This is a genomic window from Bacillus sp. PK6-16, from assembly GCF_056530295.1.
Genome location: NZ_CP096511.1, coordinates 4694039 through 4709284 on the forward strand (window position 1 = coordinate 4694039; position 15246 = coordinate 4709284).

The 15246-nt window shown below is 34.1% G+C and carries 13 protein-coding genes; 5 read left to right on the forward strand and 8 right to left on the reverse strand.

The genetic code is table 11. From position 1 onward, the window contains the following. Positions 1-109: 109 nt before the first annotated feature. Together M1D66_RS24150 and gloA2 are read right to left on the reverse strand one after the other, a co-directional pair. Positions 110-1408, reverse strand: a complete 1299-nt coding sequence (locus M1D66_RS24150; RefSeq protein ID WP_086384860.1) for a hemolysin family protein — start codon at positions 1406-1408, stop codon at positions 110-112. A gap of 108 nt (positions 1409-1516) precedes the next feature. After that, a complete protein-coding gene (gene gloA2 / locus M1D66_RS24155; RefSeq protein WP_001017675.1) occupies positions 1517-1903 on the reverse strand; it encodes an SMU1112c/YaeR family gloxylase I-like metalloprotein in 387 nt (128 codons plus the stop codon). Positions 1904-1994: 91 nt separating this feature from the next. Here gloA2 and M1D66_RS24160 point away from each other — a divergent pair, with 91 nt between their 5' ends. From M1D66_RS24160 to M1D66_RS24170, 3 genes are all read left to right on the forward strand, one after another. Then, the gene (locus M1D66_RS24160; RefSeq protein WP_006925013.1) at positions 1995-3173 is read left to right on the forward strand and encodes a NupC/NupG family nucleoside CNT transporter; all 1179 of its coding nucleotides are present in this window, start codon (positions 1995-1997) and stop codon (positions 3171-3173) included. A 186-nt stretch (positions 3174-3359) separates the two neighbouring features. Continuing rightward, positions 3360-4376: an LCP family protein gene (locus tag M1D66_RS24165; RefSeq protein WP_002163841.1), complete on the forward strand. Its 1017-nt coding sequence runs from the start codon at positions 3360-3362 to the stop codon at positions 4374-4376. A 234-nt stretch (positions 4377-4610) separates the two neighbouring features. Beyond that, positions 4611-5873 (forward strand): VanW family protein, encoded by a 1263-nt coding sequence (locus M1D66_RS24170; RefSeq protein ID WP_000777355.1) that lies wholly within the window; start codon positions 4611-4613, stop codon positions 5871-5873. A gap of 42 nt (positions 5874-5915) precedes the next feature. On the opposite strand, the gene M1D66_RS24175 is transcribed toward M1D66_RS24170, so the two are convergent. Then, complete coding sequence (locus M1D66_RS24175; protein ID WP_000288803.1) at positions 5916-6188, reverse strand: hypothetical protein; 273 nt, start codon at positions 6186-6188, stop codon at positions 5916-5918. A gap of 16 nt (positions 6189-6204) precedes the next feature. After that, positions 6205-6723, reverse strand: a complete 519-nt coding sequence (locus M1D66_RS24180) for an RNase A-like domain-containing lipoprotein (RefSeq protein ID WP_000822694.1) — start codon at positions 6721-6723, stop codon at positions 6205-6207. Between the two features lie 397 nt (positions 6724-7120). Here M1D66_RS24180 and M1D66_RS24185 point away from each other — a divergent pair, with 397 nt between their 5' ends. After that, positions 7121-7684 carry a TVP38/TMEM64 family protein gene (locus M1D66_RS24185; RefSeq protein ID WP_000852225.1) on the forward strand — a complete coding sequence of 188 codons (564 nt, stop codon included), beginning with the start codon at positions 7121-7123 and terminating at the stop codon, positions 7682-7684. 51 nt (positions 7685-7735) lie between these two features. Here M1D66_RS24185 and M1D66_RS24190 read toward each other — a convergent pair whose 3' ends face one another. The 3 genes from M1D66_RS24190 to M1D66_RS24200 form a co-directional block, all read right to left on the reverse strand. Next, positions 7736-9436, reverse strand: coding sequence for a M4 family metallopeptidase (locus M1D66_RS24190; protein ID WP_000730383.1), 1701 nt, complete (start codon positions 9434-9436; stop codon positions 7736-7738). Between the two features lie 167 nt (positions 9437-9603). After that, on the reverse strand, positions 9604-9729 hold the full coding sequence (locus M1D66_RS24195; protein WP_000720172.1) for an NprX family peptide pheromone: 126 nt from the start codon (positions 9727-9729) through the stop codon (positions 9604-9606). Position 9730: 1 nt separating this feature from the next. Beyond that, positions 9731-11002 (reverse strand): helix-turn-helix domain-containing protein, encoded by a 1272-nt coding sequence (locus tag M1D66_RS24200; protein WP_001187937.1) that lies wholly within the window; start codon positions 11000-11002, stop codon positions 9731-9733. A 199-nt stretch (positions 11003-11201) separates the two neighbouring features. Between M1D66_RS24200 and M1D66_RS24205 the strand changes: the two genes are divergently transcribed. Further along, positions 11202-12665 carry a nicotinate phosphoribosyltransferase gene (locus M1D66_RS24205; RefSeq protein WP_000150184.1) on the forward strand — a complete coding sequence of 488 codons (1464 nt, stop codon included), beginning with the start codon at positions 11202-11204 and terminating at the stop codon, positions 12663-12665. A gap of 202 nt (positions 12666-12867) precedes the next feature. Here M1D66_RS24205 and M1D66_RS24210 read toward each other — a convergent pair whose 3' ends face one another. Next, the gene (locus M1D66_RS24210; protein WP_000796569.1) at positions 12868-15234 is read right to left on the reverse strand and encodes a heavy metal translocating P-type ATPase; all 2367 of its coding nucleotides are present in this window, start codon (positions 15232-15234) and stop codon (positions 12868-12870) included. Positions 15235-15246 lie beyond the last annotated feature (12 nt).

Genomic DNA, 15246 nt, shown 5'->3' on the forward strand with positions numbered 1-15246 from the left:
GTATCATTCAGAAGAATTTTTCAGTATCCACCTTCACTATATAGCACCTTTTTTGAAAGCGCAAACATTTATTTTTCTGTATATCCTTTTTATTAAAGTTTATAGAAAATCATTCTTCTATTTTCCTTATTTCCACTCGTTTAATTTGATGCATATCCTTTTCAAGGACTTTAAAATAAAAACCGTGTTTCTCAATAATATCTCCTTCAGCAACGATTTGTTTTTGTACCATAATCCAGCCACCAATTGTATCTACATCATCAGCAATTAAATGTATGCCAAGCAAATCATTTACTTCACTAATAAGCACTTTTCCCTCTACGATTTTATAACCTTCACTTACATGCTCTATAGGAGGATTCTCATCTTCATCGTATTCATCTCGAATTTCTCCAACAATTTCTTCTAAAATATCTTCTAGTGTAACAATCCCAGCTGTACCACCATATTCATCATACAATACAGCTAATGGAATGTGTTTTCTTTGCATTTGTAATAGTAAATCATGAATTGGAATATTTTCTAGCACTTCAATAACTGGCCTTGTATATGGCATAATCGAGCACTCCTCATCCCGATTACCATCCATATAACGAATAAATAAATCTTTTACATTAACCATCCCAATAATTTCATCTTTATCTTCACCAAATACAGGATATCTCGTGTACTTTTCTTGCGCGATTACTTTAATATGTGTTTCAAATGGTTCGTCCTCATATAAGCCTACAACTTCCGTACGAGGTACCATAATTTCTTTTGCTACTCTATTATCAAATTCAAAAATATTATTTACATATTTAAATTCCCTTTGGTTAATCTCTCCACTCTCATAGCTCTCAGATAAGATTAACCTTAATTCTTCTTCTGAATGAGCTACTTCATGTTCAGAAGCTGGATGTAATCCGAATAAACCAGTTACAACCCTCGCTGAACCATTCAAAGCCCAAATAAACGGATACATAACTCGGTAAAAGTAAATAAGTGGTTTCGATAACAATAAGCTAACTTGTTCTGCTTTTTGTATAGCAAATGTCTTTGGAGCAAGTTCCCCAATGACAACATGTAAAAATGTAATTACTGCAAAGGCAATAATAAATGAAACTGTACTGGAAATTGCAGGTGAGAATTTTAATTTTAAAAACAACGGCTCGAGTAAGTGTTTAATGGTTGGTTCCCCTAACCACCCAAGCCCTAAAGCAGTAATTGTAATACCTAGCTGACAGGCCGATAAATATTCATCTAAATTTGAAGTTACCTTTTTAGCTGCCAGTGCACCTCGTCTTTTTTCGCTAACGAGTTGATCAATACGACTGCTACGTACCTTAATAATTGCAAATTCAACAGCCACAAAAAATGCTGTTAACCCAATAAGAATGACTACCATCAATAATTTTAAAATATCCACATATGCTCTTTAGCTTTCTTAGCTAAAGTTACACCTCCTTTTAAAAAGAAGTTTCACTTTAGTTTCTTCAATTATCGGAAAGCAACTCTATATAAAATCCACCAATTTTCAAACCTCATACAATTCTAAAGGTAAACCATCAGGATCTTGGAAAAAGACGAATTTCTTCCCCGTTATTTCATCAATACGGATTGGTTCCGTCTCAACACCACATTGGTTTAAATGCTTCACAGCTTCTTCTATATTTGTAACAGCAAATGCTAAATGTCTAAGACCGGCTGCTTCTGGAAAACTTTTGCGCTCAGGCGGATTCGGAAATGAAAATAATTCGATTTGATACTCTTCTCCTACACATAAATCTAATTTATAAGAATCTCGTTCCTTTCTATATACTTCATTTATCTCTTTAAACCCTAATATCCTAGTATAAAAATCCTTTGACGTCTCATAATTCGAACAAATAATTGCAACGTGATGCACTCTACATATATTCATGCTCTCTCTATTCCTTTCTTTACCAAAGATGCATATTCTCCCTTGAAATGAAAAACATATATAGCAGAATATCTCTTTTAGGGGGCTTACCATGAAATTCATTACTTTTTTCGTCGGACTAATTGTTGTTTTCTTGCTCGCTTATATTGCTAGCAATAATAAGAAGCATATTAAATTTAAACCAATTTTTATCATGCTTATTATACAGTTAATTTTAACCTATTTACTATTAAATACAGAAATCGGCCTCATACTTATTAGAATCATTTCCAGTTTGTTTACCAAGCTACTCGAGTATGCTGCTGATGGAATAAATTTCGTATTTGGTGGTCTTGCAAATAAAGGTGAAATGCCATTTTTCCTTACTGTATTATTACCAATCGTCTTTATTTCTGTTTTAATTGGTATATTACAACATTTCAAAATACTACCATTTTTTATTCGTTGGATCGGGTACTTTCTTAGTAAAATAAATGGTCTTGGTAAATTAGAATCTTACAACGCTATCGCCTCTGCCATTGTCGGCCAATCAGAAGTTTTTATTACAGTGAAAAAACAATTAGCTCAAATTCCAAAACACCGTCTTTATACACTTTGTGCCTCTGCTATGTCAACCGTATCTATGTCTATCGTAGGTGCCTATATGACAATGATTGAACCTAAATATGTAGTAACTGCACTCGTTCTCAATTTATTTAGCGGTTTTATTATCGTACTCATCATTAACCCTTACGACGTTAAAGATGACGAAGATATTTTAGAAATCAAAGGTGAAAAACAAAGCTTTTTTGAAATGCTTGGAGAATACATTCTTGATGGTTTTCGTGTAGCCATTGTTGTCGGCGCTATGCTCATCGGATTCGTCGCATTAATTAGTTGTATTAATGACCTGTTCCTCATTATATTCGGTATTACGTTCCAACAATTAATCGGCTATGTATTTGCACCTATCGCATTCCTTATCGGTGTACCCAGTTCTGAAATTGTCGCGGCTGGCAGCATTATGGCAACGAAGCTTGTAACGAATGAATTTGTCGCAATGATGGACCTTAGTAAAATTTCTAATAGCCTTTCTCCCCGTACAGTTGGTATTATTTCTGTTTTCCTTGTATCTTTTGCCAATTTTTCTTCCATTGGTATTATTTCAGGTGCGGTAAAAGGACTAAACGAAGAACAAGGAAACGTTGTTGCGAGGTTTGGCCTTAAATTACTATATGGAGCTACTCTCGTTAGTATTTTATCTGCAATTATCGTAAGCATTATGTTGTAATTAGGTAAAATTTTATCATTTTCTTATCCCTATCTTTTGTATACAATAACGAATAGGTGTCTTATAAATAATCAAGACATCTATTTTTTATACATGTACAATCGCTTTTATTTAGCGTAAAATATTTTTTATGTGTTTGAATACACTTCTAAATGTATACACTTTGATAGTTTTAAAGGAGAAAAAATGATGAAATCCGACACGAACAACAATACGCGAGCCAAAAAAGGACGCTCAAAGAAAAAACGCCTACTTTGGTTCCTTCTTATTCCATTACTAATTGTAGCACTTGGAGCAGGAGGCTACTCCTTCCATATATACAGTAAAGCAAAGTCCGTCTTAAATAATGCTTATGCTGAACTAGGTCGAGGAGATAAGTCCAGTAAACGTGAAAAAGCTGTTAAACCTATGACCGACAATATTTCCGTACTAATTATGGGTGTTGATGAAAGTGATATTAGGGAAAAAGGTTATGGAAAAGCAACTCGAACAGATGCGTTATTACTTGCAACAATTAATAAAAACGATAAATCCGTTAAACTTGTAAGCATTCCACGTGACTCACGCGTCTACATTAAATCACGTGATAAATACGATAAAATCACACATGCGCACGTATTCGGTGGTGTAGACAGCACAATTGATACGGTAGAGAACTTTTTAGATGTTCCAGTTGACTACTATGTAAAATTCAATTTTAAATCCTTTATTAAAATTGTTGATTCTCTTGGTGGTATTACTGTAGACGTTCCAGTTGAGTTCACAGAGCAAAATAGTAAAGATGAAGCAGATGCCATTCATCTAAAAAAAGGACGTCAACATTTAAATGGAGAAGAGGCACTGGCACTAGCTAGAACTCGTCATATCGATAGTGATTATATGCGTGGTCAACGTCAACAGCTTGTATTAGAGGCCATTGCTGAAAAGGCACTATCTCTTAATTCCATTAATAAAATCGGTGGCCTACTAGACGCTGTCGATAAAGATTTAAAAACCAATTTAACTTTTGATGATATGATGACAATTACAAAAAATTCAATGGATTCAAATTTAAAAATGGAAAAAATGCAAGTAGAGGGTACAGATAAATATATAGGTGGTATTTATTATTACGTTCCAAATGAAAAAAGCGTCGATACTATTTCAACTACCCTTCAAAAACATCTCGGTGTTACGAATAAAAATGAACATAAAAAATTATAATAAAAAGGCTGCTAGATCTTTCTAGACAGCCTTTTTATTATATTTTTCAACATATTTTTCATACACATTGTGACAAGAAGTGACAATTATTACAGCGGTGTAACATTTTTTATGAAAACATTACACACACAGTGAAAATAATAGTATACTAGTACGTACATAATGTTATTTTCATCATTTTTATACAAAAAATGTAATACATATATTTATACATAAATTTCTGGGGGGAAATAAATGAAGCTAAGTAAAATACTGATTGGTTCTGCAATTGCTGGGGGCATATTACTTTGTGTAGGCGGTGTTGGGGGATATCAATATGTATCCAAATTAAATAATCAATTAGATACTACTGCATTACCAAATACTACATTTGAAGGTATTTCTCTCGATGGAAAAAATAAGAAGGATATTCAAGCAATTATTAATCAAAAGGTAACTGAGTTAGATCAAAAATCCCTTACCTACATATTCCAAAACGATAAACAAACTTACACATGGAAAGATTTAGGGATAAATTATAAAGAGAAAGATATTATTGACAAAATCTTCAAAGAACAAGAAGGAAACGTAATGAATCGTTATAAAATGCGTAAGCAAGCTGAAAACGGTGAATTAAAACGTGACTATAAATTAACACCACAATTAAATGCAACAGCTTATGAAACCTTTATAAAAGATAAATATAATGAAACATTAAAAAATCCTGTTAACGCAGAATTAAGTATTGAAGGCTCAACAGTAAATATTAGTCAAAGCCAAAACGGAGAAAAAATTGATAAAGGGAAACTAAGCGGTTTAACAAATGAAGCTATTACTACTGGTAAATCAGATGTTACATTACCAGTTACATTCATAAAACCAGAACGTTCTACAGAAGACATACAGAAAATGGGTATTAAAGAAGTCATTGCTGAATATTCTACTCCAATGGCTGGCCGTAACGGAAATCAATCATTTAACGTAAATAAGTCAGCTAATACTTTAAGTGGGGTTATTGTCGCACCTGATGAAACATTTAGTTTTAACGGTCGCGTTGGCGTAACTGATGCTGCACATGGTTATAAATCTGCAGCAGTATATTCACAAGGTAAAGTAATACAAAGTGCAGGCGGAGGAGTTTGCCAAGTCAGTAGTACATTATACAGTGCAGCTTTAAGGGCAGATTTAGGCATTGTTTCTCGAAGCAATCATTCTATGCCAGTAAATTATTTACCACTTGGGCAAGATGCAGCAGTAGCAGATTATGGTCCAGATTTAAAATTTAAAAATAATACAGGCAATCATATTTATATTCAAGCATTTTCAAATGGAGGTAGTATTACTACACGCATTTTCGGTACAAATACTGGTAAAAATGTTGAAGTTTCTTCTCAAGTAATTAGTAGAACTAGTGATAAAATCACCGCGGTTACGTATAAAAAAGTAACACAAAACGGGGAAGTAATATCAAATGGACAAATTTCAAAAAGCGTATATAAAAGCGCTCCAAAAGAATAGATAATATCAACCGAATAGCATAAAGAAAAAGGCGTGATTAAATCACGCCTTTTTCTTTTGCAGTAATAGTAAAAAAGTTTCAAGATGGTCTTTCGTTTCTTCTAAAGACCACATACGATTTCCTTGCTTCGCAGCTAATACACACGCCTCTTCCCACGCGTTCTTTTTCTTCATATTTATTAATTCATCACGTAATTTCAAAACAATTTCTTCGTCTTCTTGTTCAATAAACTCTTCCATCACGCTTACTATTTCATCCTCATGAATACTTAACGTACAGTACGATTTAAGAAAGTATTGTAATGTCGTATACATAATGTACTCTCCCTTCTTATTTATCAGATGGATAAGAAGTAATAATCTTAAACCCTAATTCTCCTGACTTATCTCTTGCTAAAACAGTAACAGTTTTTACTAACTTATCTTTTACACTCATATTTTTCTTTATTACCGTTTTTCCAACAGGAAATGAATGAGTTGTATTTAATACGAGACGAGCCTCTTTAGAATTTTTTAACCAATCTTGAATTTCCTTGTCATGTTGCTTCAAGCTATCTTTTACAGCTTTCGTCGCTGTTTCTTTATCATAGTATGTACTTGCGGCTGACACTTTATCTGTCTTCAAGCGATTCTTCAAATCCTCTTCTGACTTGCCTACATGTCTTTCAATCGTATGACCATTTTTAGGTGGTCCTTCCATTTCATCTAAAATATTATCACTAATTTTTTCTACCGATGTAGCTTGATTCCCTGTCTGTTTCTCTGTTTTTTGTTCTTTTCCTGCACATCCGCTTAAGATCAGCATTAATGCCAATAAACTACTGAAGAAAAGACTACTTATTCGTTTCATCATATCACCTCTTCCATGATTATTATCGCAACTTCACTAAAAGTCAATTTCACAACGAAAAAATCTATCAGTTTTCATTTTTTTCATCTATTTTTCCATATTTACCCCAGCAATTTCATCAACCCTCTATTTTTCGCCTTTTATAATATATACCCCCTATATTTTTCGATTATTTCCCAGATAAAATCACCGATAACATAACTATAAAACTCTTTTATACAAAGGTTTTTATAGTATTTTTAAAAACATTTTAAAATACCCCTATTTTTATATACCTAATACCCATATAAGGTATAAAATACCCTTCTTATCAACGTTTTCTACATTATGTAAATTTCCCCTTGCCTATACAAACGAAATGTGGTGTAATGCAAAAAAAGATAAAGGATTTTAAACAATGGCTGAAACGATTCAAAATTTCTTAACAGAATACTATTCAATCGCAATTCCACTTAGTATCTTAATTAACATCATCATTAGTCTTTTAGGTTTTATCCCTAGTATTTTTTTAACCGCCATTAATATACAGCTCTTTGGCGTAACAAATGGTACTGTTATTTCGATCGTAGGCGAAGCATTAGGGGCTATTATCTCGTTTTATATTTACCGCATGGGCCTTCAAAAGTTCACTCACGATAAAGTAAATAAATACCCAAAGGTAGAGCGTCTTCTTTATGTAGAAGGTAGAGAGGCCTTTCTACTCGTTCTATCGTTTCGCTTGATACCTTTCATCCCATCAAGTATCGTGACTTTATTTGCGGCTCTAGGTAAGATGTCATTACTCTCCTTCAGTATTGCCAGCACAATAGGGAAAATACCGGCATTGTTAATCGAAGTATATTCTGCCTATCATGTCATGAACGGAACAAATGAAGCAAAGTGGATTGTAACAATCGCAGGCGCTATTGGATTGTTTTATTTGTGGAAAAAATGGAGAAAAAAAAATAAAGAAGGAGCATAGGCTCCTTCTTTATTTTTGAGGTATTTTATTAATAGCTATCCTTTTTAATCCTTAGTTAATACCAACAGCACTAAATGATTGCTTAACTGCTGCTACTTCCGCAGAAGTCGCACCATATAAATCAGCTGCAGCTTGTACTGCACCAGCACGAGCTTGGCTAAATGTAGTAGATTGCGTGAAATATTGTGTGTTTGCACGGTAATAAATTGCACCTAACTTATCTTTACCAATGCCCGTTACAGTTACACCCGAATGCGTACCACCATTTGCTAATAAATAAGCTTGTTTGTTAATGATACCACTGTTTGTATGAACCCCACCGTTATCACTAGTACCAGTGTAACGCTTAGAATAATGGTCTGGATCACCGTATTTCGCTGGATCACTCATAGAGCGAAGCGCATCTCCTGCTTTACCAGGCGTATAAATATCTTCACCAATCTCCCAATCCGGGTTACGGTTATCATAGAATTCTACTAAAGTACCAAAAATATCAGAAATTGCTTCATTTAGCGCTCCTGATTCATTTTGATAAATTAAGTCCGAGCTATTTTCAGTAACAGCATGCGTTAATTCGTGACCAATTACATCAATTCCACCAGATAATGAAGTGAATGTTACACCATCACCATCTCCGTATACCATTTGTGAGCCATTCCAGAATGCATTATTATACTTACTTCCGTAATGAACTGTCGATTTTAACGGAGCTCCTGCATCATTAATAGAGTTTCTGTTAAATGTAGCTTTATAATAATCATATGTTCTACCTGCATAGTAATGAGCATCTACTGCTGCTGCATCATACGCTGCATTGAAAACATTATCTGCATCTACCCATAAAGTTCCTGGCAATGTAGTACGATTTTTCGCATCATATGTGAAAATTGTTGCCCCGCGCGTATTATCTTGTAAGTAGTAAGATGAACCAGATAACGTTGTATTAAGTGATTTTGTATCTCCTAATACACCTTTACCAGTTCCTACTTTATTTGTTCCTGTTACAGGTTTTACTACTGCTTTCGCATCCTGTTTAGGAGCCTCTTGCTTAACTGGTGATTTATCTTCATTTGTTACATGATCCAATTTATTATATTTATTTAATACTTTACCGCTGTCTGCTTCAATGAAATAGTAGTAGTTTCCTGGACTTGGATCTAAGAAGTTTAGATTTACAACGTATGCATATGTTGTTTCTTCACCATTTTGATATACATATAAGTCCGCTTTTGGTTCTACCTCATATTTCGGTGTTACCCCTAAATCTTGCTGCGCGATTTCAATTGCTTTTGCGCCTTCAATCTTATTTTTATTTTTCAACTTTTCCTTTTTGTCTAAATCAGGTGCAACTGTTCCAGACAATACTTTTAAAGAACCGTCTTTACTTACGTGAGCCACTTGAGTAGAACCCCATACAGGCACTCCTTCGTAAACTTGTTGCATACGTACTACTGTTGAATCAGTTACAGCATCTTTCTTCACTTGTTTCACTTTGAAAGAATCTTGCGCACTCTTTTCCCCTAGCTTGTAATCACCTTTTGCTGCATTTAAGTAATCAAACACAACAGATTCCGCTTTCTTACCAGTCGCTCCAGTTAGATCACCAGAAATAAACTCAGGTGACTGTACTGTCTCATTGTACTTCTTCGTAGAGAGTACATTTTTAGAATCCGCAAATGCAGAGCCTGTCCCTCCAAATGTTGTAACTGCCATTCCTGTCGCTAACACTAACGCTAAACTTTTCTTTTTCATGAACCTTCCCCCTAATAAAAAATTTTTTTGAAAAAGAGTAGTTTTATATTAGCATTATGTTTCCACTATTAATATACTAAAAATTCAAATAATTATTTTCTCAAGTTTTGTAGAATTTTGAGGAACAAATATTGAAAAACCCCTTTCCGGTTGGAAAGGGGTTTCTGTTAAGAATTTATTAATTCTACTACTTTTTCGCCTTGACCATAAATATCCGATGTCCAAGCATATTGCGGTTCCAATACCACTAATACAGCTACCAAAGCCAAAGCACCAATAATTATTTTTTTCATATTATTTTCCTCCCTTTTCTTCTAATAAATTAATTGCTAATTTATAGTAGTTATTACTTTCCTTAAATTCTAGTAATTCCTCGTGATATCCTGCTAGTTCTAAATACACCATTTTTAATTCCTTTTTATTTTCTTCACCTCTAAAAAATGGGATTGCCTCAACTTCTAAAAATCTTTTATAAACATCTTTCGTTTCAAAGTATTTATTCTTAAGCATTGAAAGTATATATAGCATACTTTTATACTTTTCATCCCTCTTGGCAACATCTATTCCTTTATTAATCCAATCTTTCGCTTCTTCAAATTCTTTTAATTCAATACACTGCAAAGCGATCTCATACACTGCATCAATATAATTTAAATCCTCTTCCTTTTTGTACTTTAGGCATTGTAAATAATAATCTTTTGCTTTTGCATAATCTTTTAAATTATAGTACAAGAAGCCTAAATTATTTAAAGCAATAGCTGTTATACTTTCTTTATCAGCAAAAGAATTTGCTTCCCTCAAAATATTATTATAAATAGATAGTGCCTCATTATATTGCTTTTTTTGTATATAACTCAACGCAATAAGTAACTGGCAATTTATCACATAACGGAATTTATATTCATTCTTAAATCCTTCCATTGCTACATTAGCAAAATGTAAAGTCATATGTTCAACTTCTAATTCATTATAAACAAGAGCCAAATTGAAATATATTCCATTCTCATGATAACCTTGTTCCTTTGCCATTACTTCTGTTCGAGTCAAATACTCCAATGCCTTCTTATATCTATGTTGTAAAAAATAATATAACCCTTTGCTATACGTATATAATAATTTTTGGAATGGTGAATACTTTTTGTACATCTTCTTTAAGCTCTCTAACTCTTTTTCGACAGCAGGAAAATCCCTTTTCATAATTAAATAACGTGTATACAGCAGTTTATAATAATTTATAATTTCAAAATCCAACACATGCTTCATTTCACCTTGCAACTCTTCATATATACGTTCTACTTGTTGCTTGTCTAAATGAACTAGTGCATTTAACCATTCATCCAGCTTCCCCTTCACATCTTCTTCTACATCCCTCAAATCCGTCACGGCAATTTCTAATCTTGCGCAGAGCAATTGTAGAATTTCTTCTGATGCTTCAATCTTTCCATTTTCAATCTTACTTAAGTATGAGACAGAACAAATGCCCTGACATAATTCTTCTTGTGTCATTTTTTGCTGTAGCCGTTTATAAAAGACTTGTTTGCCTATTTTTTCTAATGTTTGTTGCATTGTCCTCCTCCATTCTCATTACCCCCATTACTCTAATAATACATAAAATCTGGAGAAATATAAATTGATAAATATAAATTTTCTAAAAAATATGCATAATTTCATTTTTTTCTCTCTTGACTTCACATCAATATCTCTTCTTTGCTACAGATGGTGAAAAATTGGTATACTATAACCAAATTATGGAGGTGTTCTCGCGATGACTCATTATAAAGATGATAGTTATGCCTTACATACAGACCTATATCAAATCAACATGGCTTATACATATTGGAAAGATGGTATTCATAATCGCCGTTCTGTTTTTGATTTATATTTTCGAAAGCTTCCATTTGAGAACGGCTACGCTGTTTTTGCTGGCCTTGAGAAAATTGTAGAGTACATAGAAAATTTCAGTTTTACTGAAAGCGATATCGCTTATTTAGCAGAATTACAATTTGAAGAAGAATTCCTTCATTATTTACAAAATATGAAATTCACTGGGACGATTCGCAGTATGCAAGAAGGTGAAGTTGTATTTAATAACGAGCCTTTATTACGTGTTGATGCACCACTTGGTGAAGCACAAATTATTGAGACTGCCCTCTTAAATATTGTGAATTACCAAACATTAATTGCCACAAAAGCAGCACGTATGAAACATGCTGCAAGTAATGATGAGCTTTTAGAGTTCGGCACAAGACGTGCCCATGAGTTCGATGCTGCCCTTTGGGGGACGCGTGCTGCCTTTATTGGTGGTTTCTCCTCTACAAGCAACGTTCGTGCTGGGAAACGCTTTGGGATTCCTGTAGCTGGCACACACGCTCACTCTTTCGTTCAAGCATATCGCGATGAATACGTCGCGTTTAAAAAATACGCTGAAACTCATAAAAAGTGCGTCTTTCTCGTTGATACATATGACACATTGAAATCTGGTGTTCCAAATGCGATTCGTGTCGCAAAAGAATTTGGGGATCGTATTGATTTCTATGGCATACGTCTTGATAGTGGTGATATGGCTTATTTATCGAAAAAGGCACGAAAACTATTAGATGAAGCAGGGTTTACAAATACAAAAATTATCGCTTCTAGCGATTTAGATGAATACACAATTATGCACCTTAAATCTCAAGGAGCAAAAATTGACGTATGGGGCGTTGGGACAAAATTAATTACGTCCTTTGAGCAACCTGCATTGGGGGCTGTTTACAAACTAGTTGCGATTGAAGATACTGACGGAAAATTAAATGATACGATTAAAATTTCATCTAACCCTGAAAAAATTACCACTCCAGGACTGAAACGAATTTATCGTATTATCAATCGGGTAAACGATCATGCAGAAGGCGATTATATTGCGTTAGATTCTGAAGAACCTGGAAAAGAAGAGCGCTTAAAAATGTTCCATCCAGTTCACACATATATAAGTAAATTCGTAACAAACTTTGAAGCCCGTGAACTGCATAAAGATATTTTCGTTAACGGTGAAAGAACATATGAACTACCAAGTATATTAGATATTCAAAAATATAATGAACAGAGCCTCTCTCTATTTTGGGAAGAATATATGCGAACTTTAAATCCTGAAGAATACCCTGTCGATTTAAGCCAAGAGTGCTGGGATCATAAAATGAATTACATTCAAACAGTTCGAGAACAAGTTGAAAAAAACATACAAAAGTAAACAGAGAAGTTTCCCTTCTCTGTTTTTTCAATACTATATGGATATTTGTAAAAAATATATTAAAATAATAAGACGAATGTATTTTATTTGTAAATTTTAATATGAAGCTATTCAAAAGTAAAATAATATTTGGTATTATTTTATTGAGTCAATTTCAACAAAATCACCAATAAAAAAGAGGACGCGGGTCGCGTCCTCTTTTTTATAAATCTTTCACTCTTAATACACGCATTGCATTTAACACTGCAAGTAGTGTCACACCAACATCTGAGAAAACAGCTTCCCACATTGTTGCAATACCAAAAGCACCAAGTAATAAAACGATCCCTTTTACACCTAGAGCAAAGATGATATTTTGCCACACTATACTTCTTGTGCGTTTTGCAATTTTTACAGCTGTCGCAATTTTTGAAGGCTCATCAGTCATAATAACGATGTCTGCCGCTTCAATTGCTGCATCTGACCCTAAACCACCCATCGCAATACCAACGTCTGCACGGGCTAATACTGGTGTATCGTTAATACCGTCACCAACGAAGGCAATTTTTTCTTTTCCGTGCTTCGCTGCATCAATTTTTTCAATCTCTTCTACTTTTTGTTGCGGTAGTAATTCCGCATGAACTTCATCTAAGCCTAATTCTTTACCGACAGCTTCACCAACTGGTTTTGCATCACCAGTTAACATTACTGTCTTTTTAATACCTAGTTCTTTTAATTTTTGAATCGCTTGTTTCGAATCCTCTTTTACCTCATCAGAGATAACAATATAACCTGCATATCTTCCATCTACAGCAACATGAACTAATGTACCTACTGTTTCTGGTTGCTTAAATTCAATATTTTCTTTTCTCATTAATTTTGCATTACCTGCAAAAATTTCTTTTCCTTGTACTTTTACAACTGTACCGTGACCAGAAATTTCGTTATAATCATCGATTATTTTTTCATCAATTGATTTTCCATATGCCTTTCGAATAGATTGGGCAATTGGATGGTTAGAATATACTTCAGCAAATGCCGCATACTCTAATAACTCTTCACTTGTAGTACCTTCGCTCGGTTCCATTTTTGTAACTTTGAAAACACCTTTGGTTAATGTTCCTGTTTTGTCAAAAACAATATATTTCACATCATTTAAAGCTTCTAAATAGTTACTACCTTTTACTAACACACCACTTTTAGATGCACCACCAATACCTCCAAAGAATCCAAGAGGAATGGATACAACTAACGCACATGGACAAGAGATTACTAAGAACACTAAAGCTCTATAAATCCACTCAGAGAATGTAGCTCCTTCTAAAATAAGTGGTGGAATAAACGCCATGATCGCCGCTGTAATAACTACAACTGGAGTGTAGTAACGTGCAAACTTCGTAATAAAGTTTTCCGTTGGTGCTTTTTTACTGCTTGCATTTTGAACTAAATCTAAAATTTTCGATACAGTGGATTCACCGAATTCTTTTGTAACTTCAATTGTCAACACACCGTTTTGGTTCACAAAGCCACTTAATACATCATTTCCAACTTCAACTTCACGTGGTACAGATTCACCTGTTAATGCTGAAGTATCTACCATTGAGGTTCCTTCAATTACTTTTCCGTCTAACGGCACTTTCTCACCTGGCTTAACGATAATATAATCGCCAATTTGTACATCTTCTGGTGATACTTGTTTCGTTTCATTTCCAACCTTTACATTCGCATAATCAGGACGAATATCCATTAATGAAGTAATTGATTTTCGAGAGCGGTTTACCGCAATGCTTTGGAATAGTTCTCCTACTTGATAAAATAGCATTACTGCTACAGCTTCTGAGTATTGTTGAATTGCAAAAGCTCCTACAGTTGCAATTGCCATTAAGAAGTTTTCATCAAATACTTGGCCACGAGTTATGTTTCTTACCGCTCTCCAAACGATATCTCCACCTATTAATAAATAAGCAAGGACGAATAACGGAATTGTTACCATTTGTGGTAAGCCCGCTAATGCAGCAATTGCTGTCAAAATTCCGCCGACCACTAATCTCCCTACCATCTTTTTCACATTTGCTTCACCATGATCATGACTATGCCCGTGGTCATGACCGTTTTTCTCTTCACGAACAACTTTCACGTCTGGCTCTAACTTTTGAACGACATTTGTTATATTTGCTACAGTCGCTTCTAGTTCTCTTTTATTCGCAACTTCTACTCGTAATTTCTTCGATACGAAATCAACAGTTGCTTCTGAGACAGCTGGCATTTCCTTCACTTTATTTTCAATTTTCATTGCACAGTTCGCGCAATCTAAACCTTCTAATATAAATACTTCTTTAGCAATTTTATTTTTTTGTTCTTCTTGAACTTTAATATGCGGTTCTAATTTTGTAACGAGTTGTTTTGCTTCCGTAACAACTTCGTTTTCTTTATTTTGTGCTGTTTCTAAGATCATTGTCTTTGTTGCGAAGTTTACAGAACAAGAATTTACTCCTTCTATATTCCCAACACCTTTTTCAATTTTCATTGCACAGTTCGCACAATCTAAACCTTCTAACATCAGTTTCTTTTTCACCAATGCTTCAGCCATCGTTCTCCCTCC

Coding starts and splice junctions, on each gene's coding strand:
- gloA2 (WP_001017675.1), bottom strand. CDS start 1,903: ATGAATATATGTAGAGTGCATCACGTTGCAATTATTTGTTCGAATTAT.
- M1D66_RS24160 (WP_006925013.1), top strand. CDS start 1,995: ATGAAATTCATTACTTTTTTCGTCGGACTAATTGTTGTTTTCTTGCTC.
- M1D66_RS24165 (WP_002163841.1), top strand. CDS start 3,360: ATGATGAAATCCGACACGAACAACAATACGCGAGCCAAAAAAGGACGC.
- M1D66_RS24170 (WP_000777355.1), top strand. CDS start 4,611: ATGAAGCTAAGTAAAATACTGATTGGTTCTGCAATTGCTGGGGGCATA.
- M1D66_RS24175 (WP_000288803.1), bottom strand. CDS start 6,188: ATGTATACGACATTACAATACTTTCTTAAATCGTACTGTACGTTAAGT.
- M1D66_RS24180 (WP_000822694.1), bottom strand. CDS start 6,723: ATGAAACGAATAAGTAGTCTTTTCTTCAGTAGTTTATTGGCATTAATG.
- M1D66_RS24185 (WP_000852225.1), top strand. CDS start 7,121: ATGGCTGAAACGATTCAAAATTTCTTAACAGAATACTATTCAATCGCA.
- M1D66_RS24190 (WP_000730383.1), bottom strand. CDS start 9,436: ATGAAAAAGAAAAGTTTAGCGTTAGTGTTAGCGACAGGAATGGCAGTT.
- M1D66_RS24195 (WP_000720172.1), bottom strand. CDS start 9,729: ATGAAAAAAATAATTATTGGTGCTTTGGCTTTGGTAGCTGTATTAGTG.
- M1D66_RS24200 (WP_001187937.1), bottom strand. CDS start 11,002: ATGCAACAAACATTAGAAAAAATAGGCAAACAAGTCTTTTATAAACGG.
- M1D66_RS24205 (WP_000150184.1), top strand. CDS start 11,202: ATGACTCATTATAAAGATGATAGTTATGCCTTACATACAGACCTATAT.
- M1D66_RS24210 (WP_000796569.1), bottom strand. CDS start 15,234: ATGGCTGAAGCATTGGTGAAAAAGAAACTGATGTTAGAAGGTTTAGAT.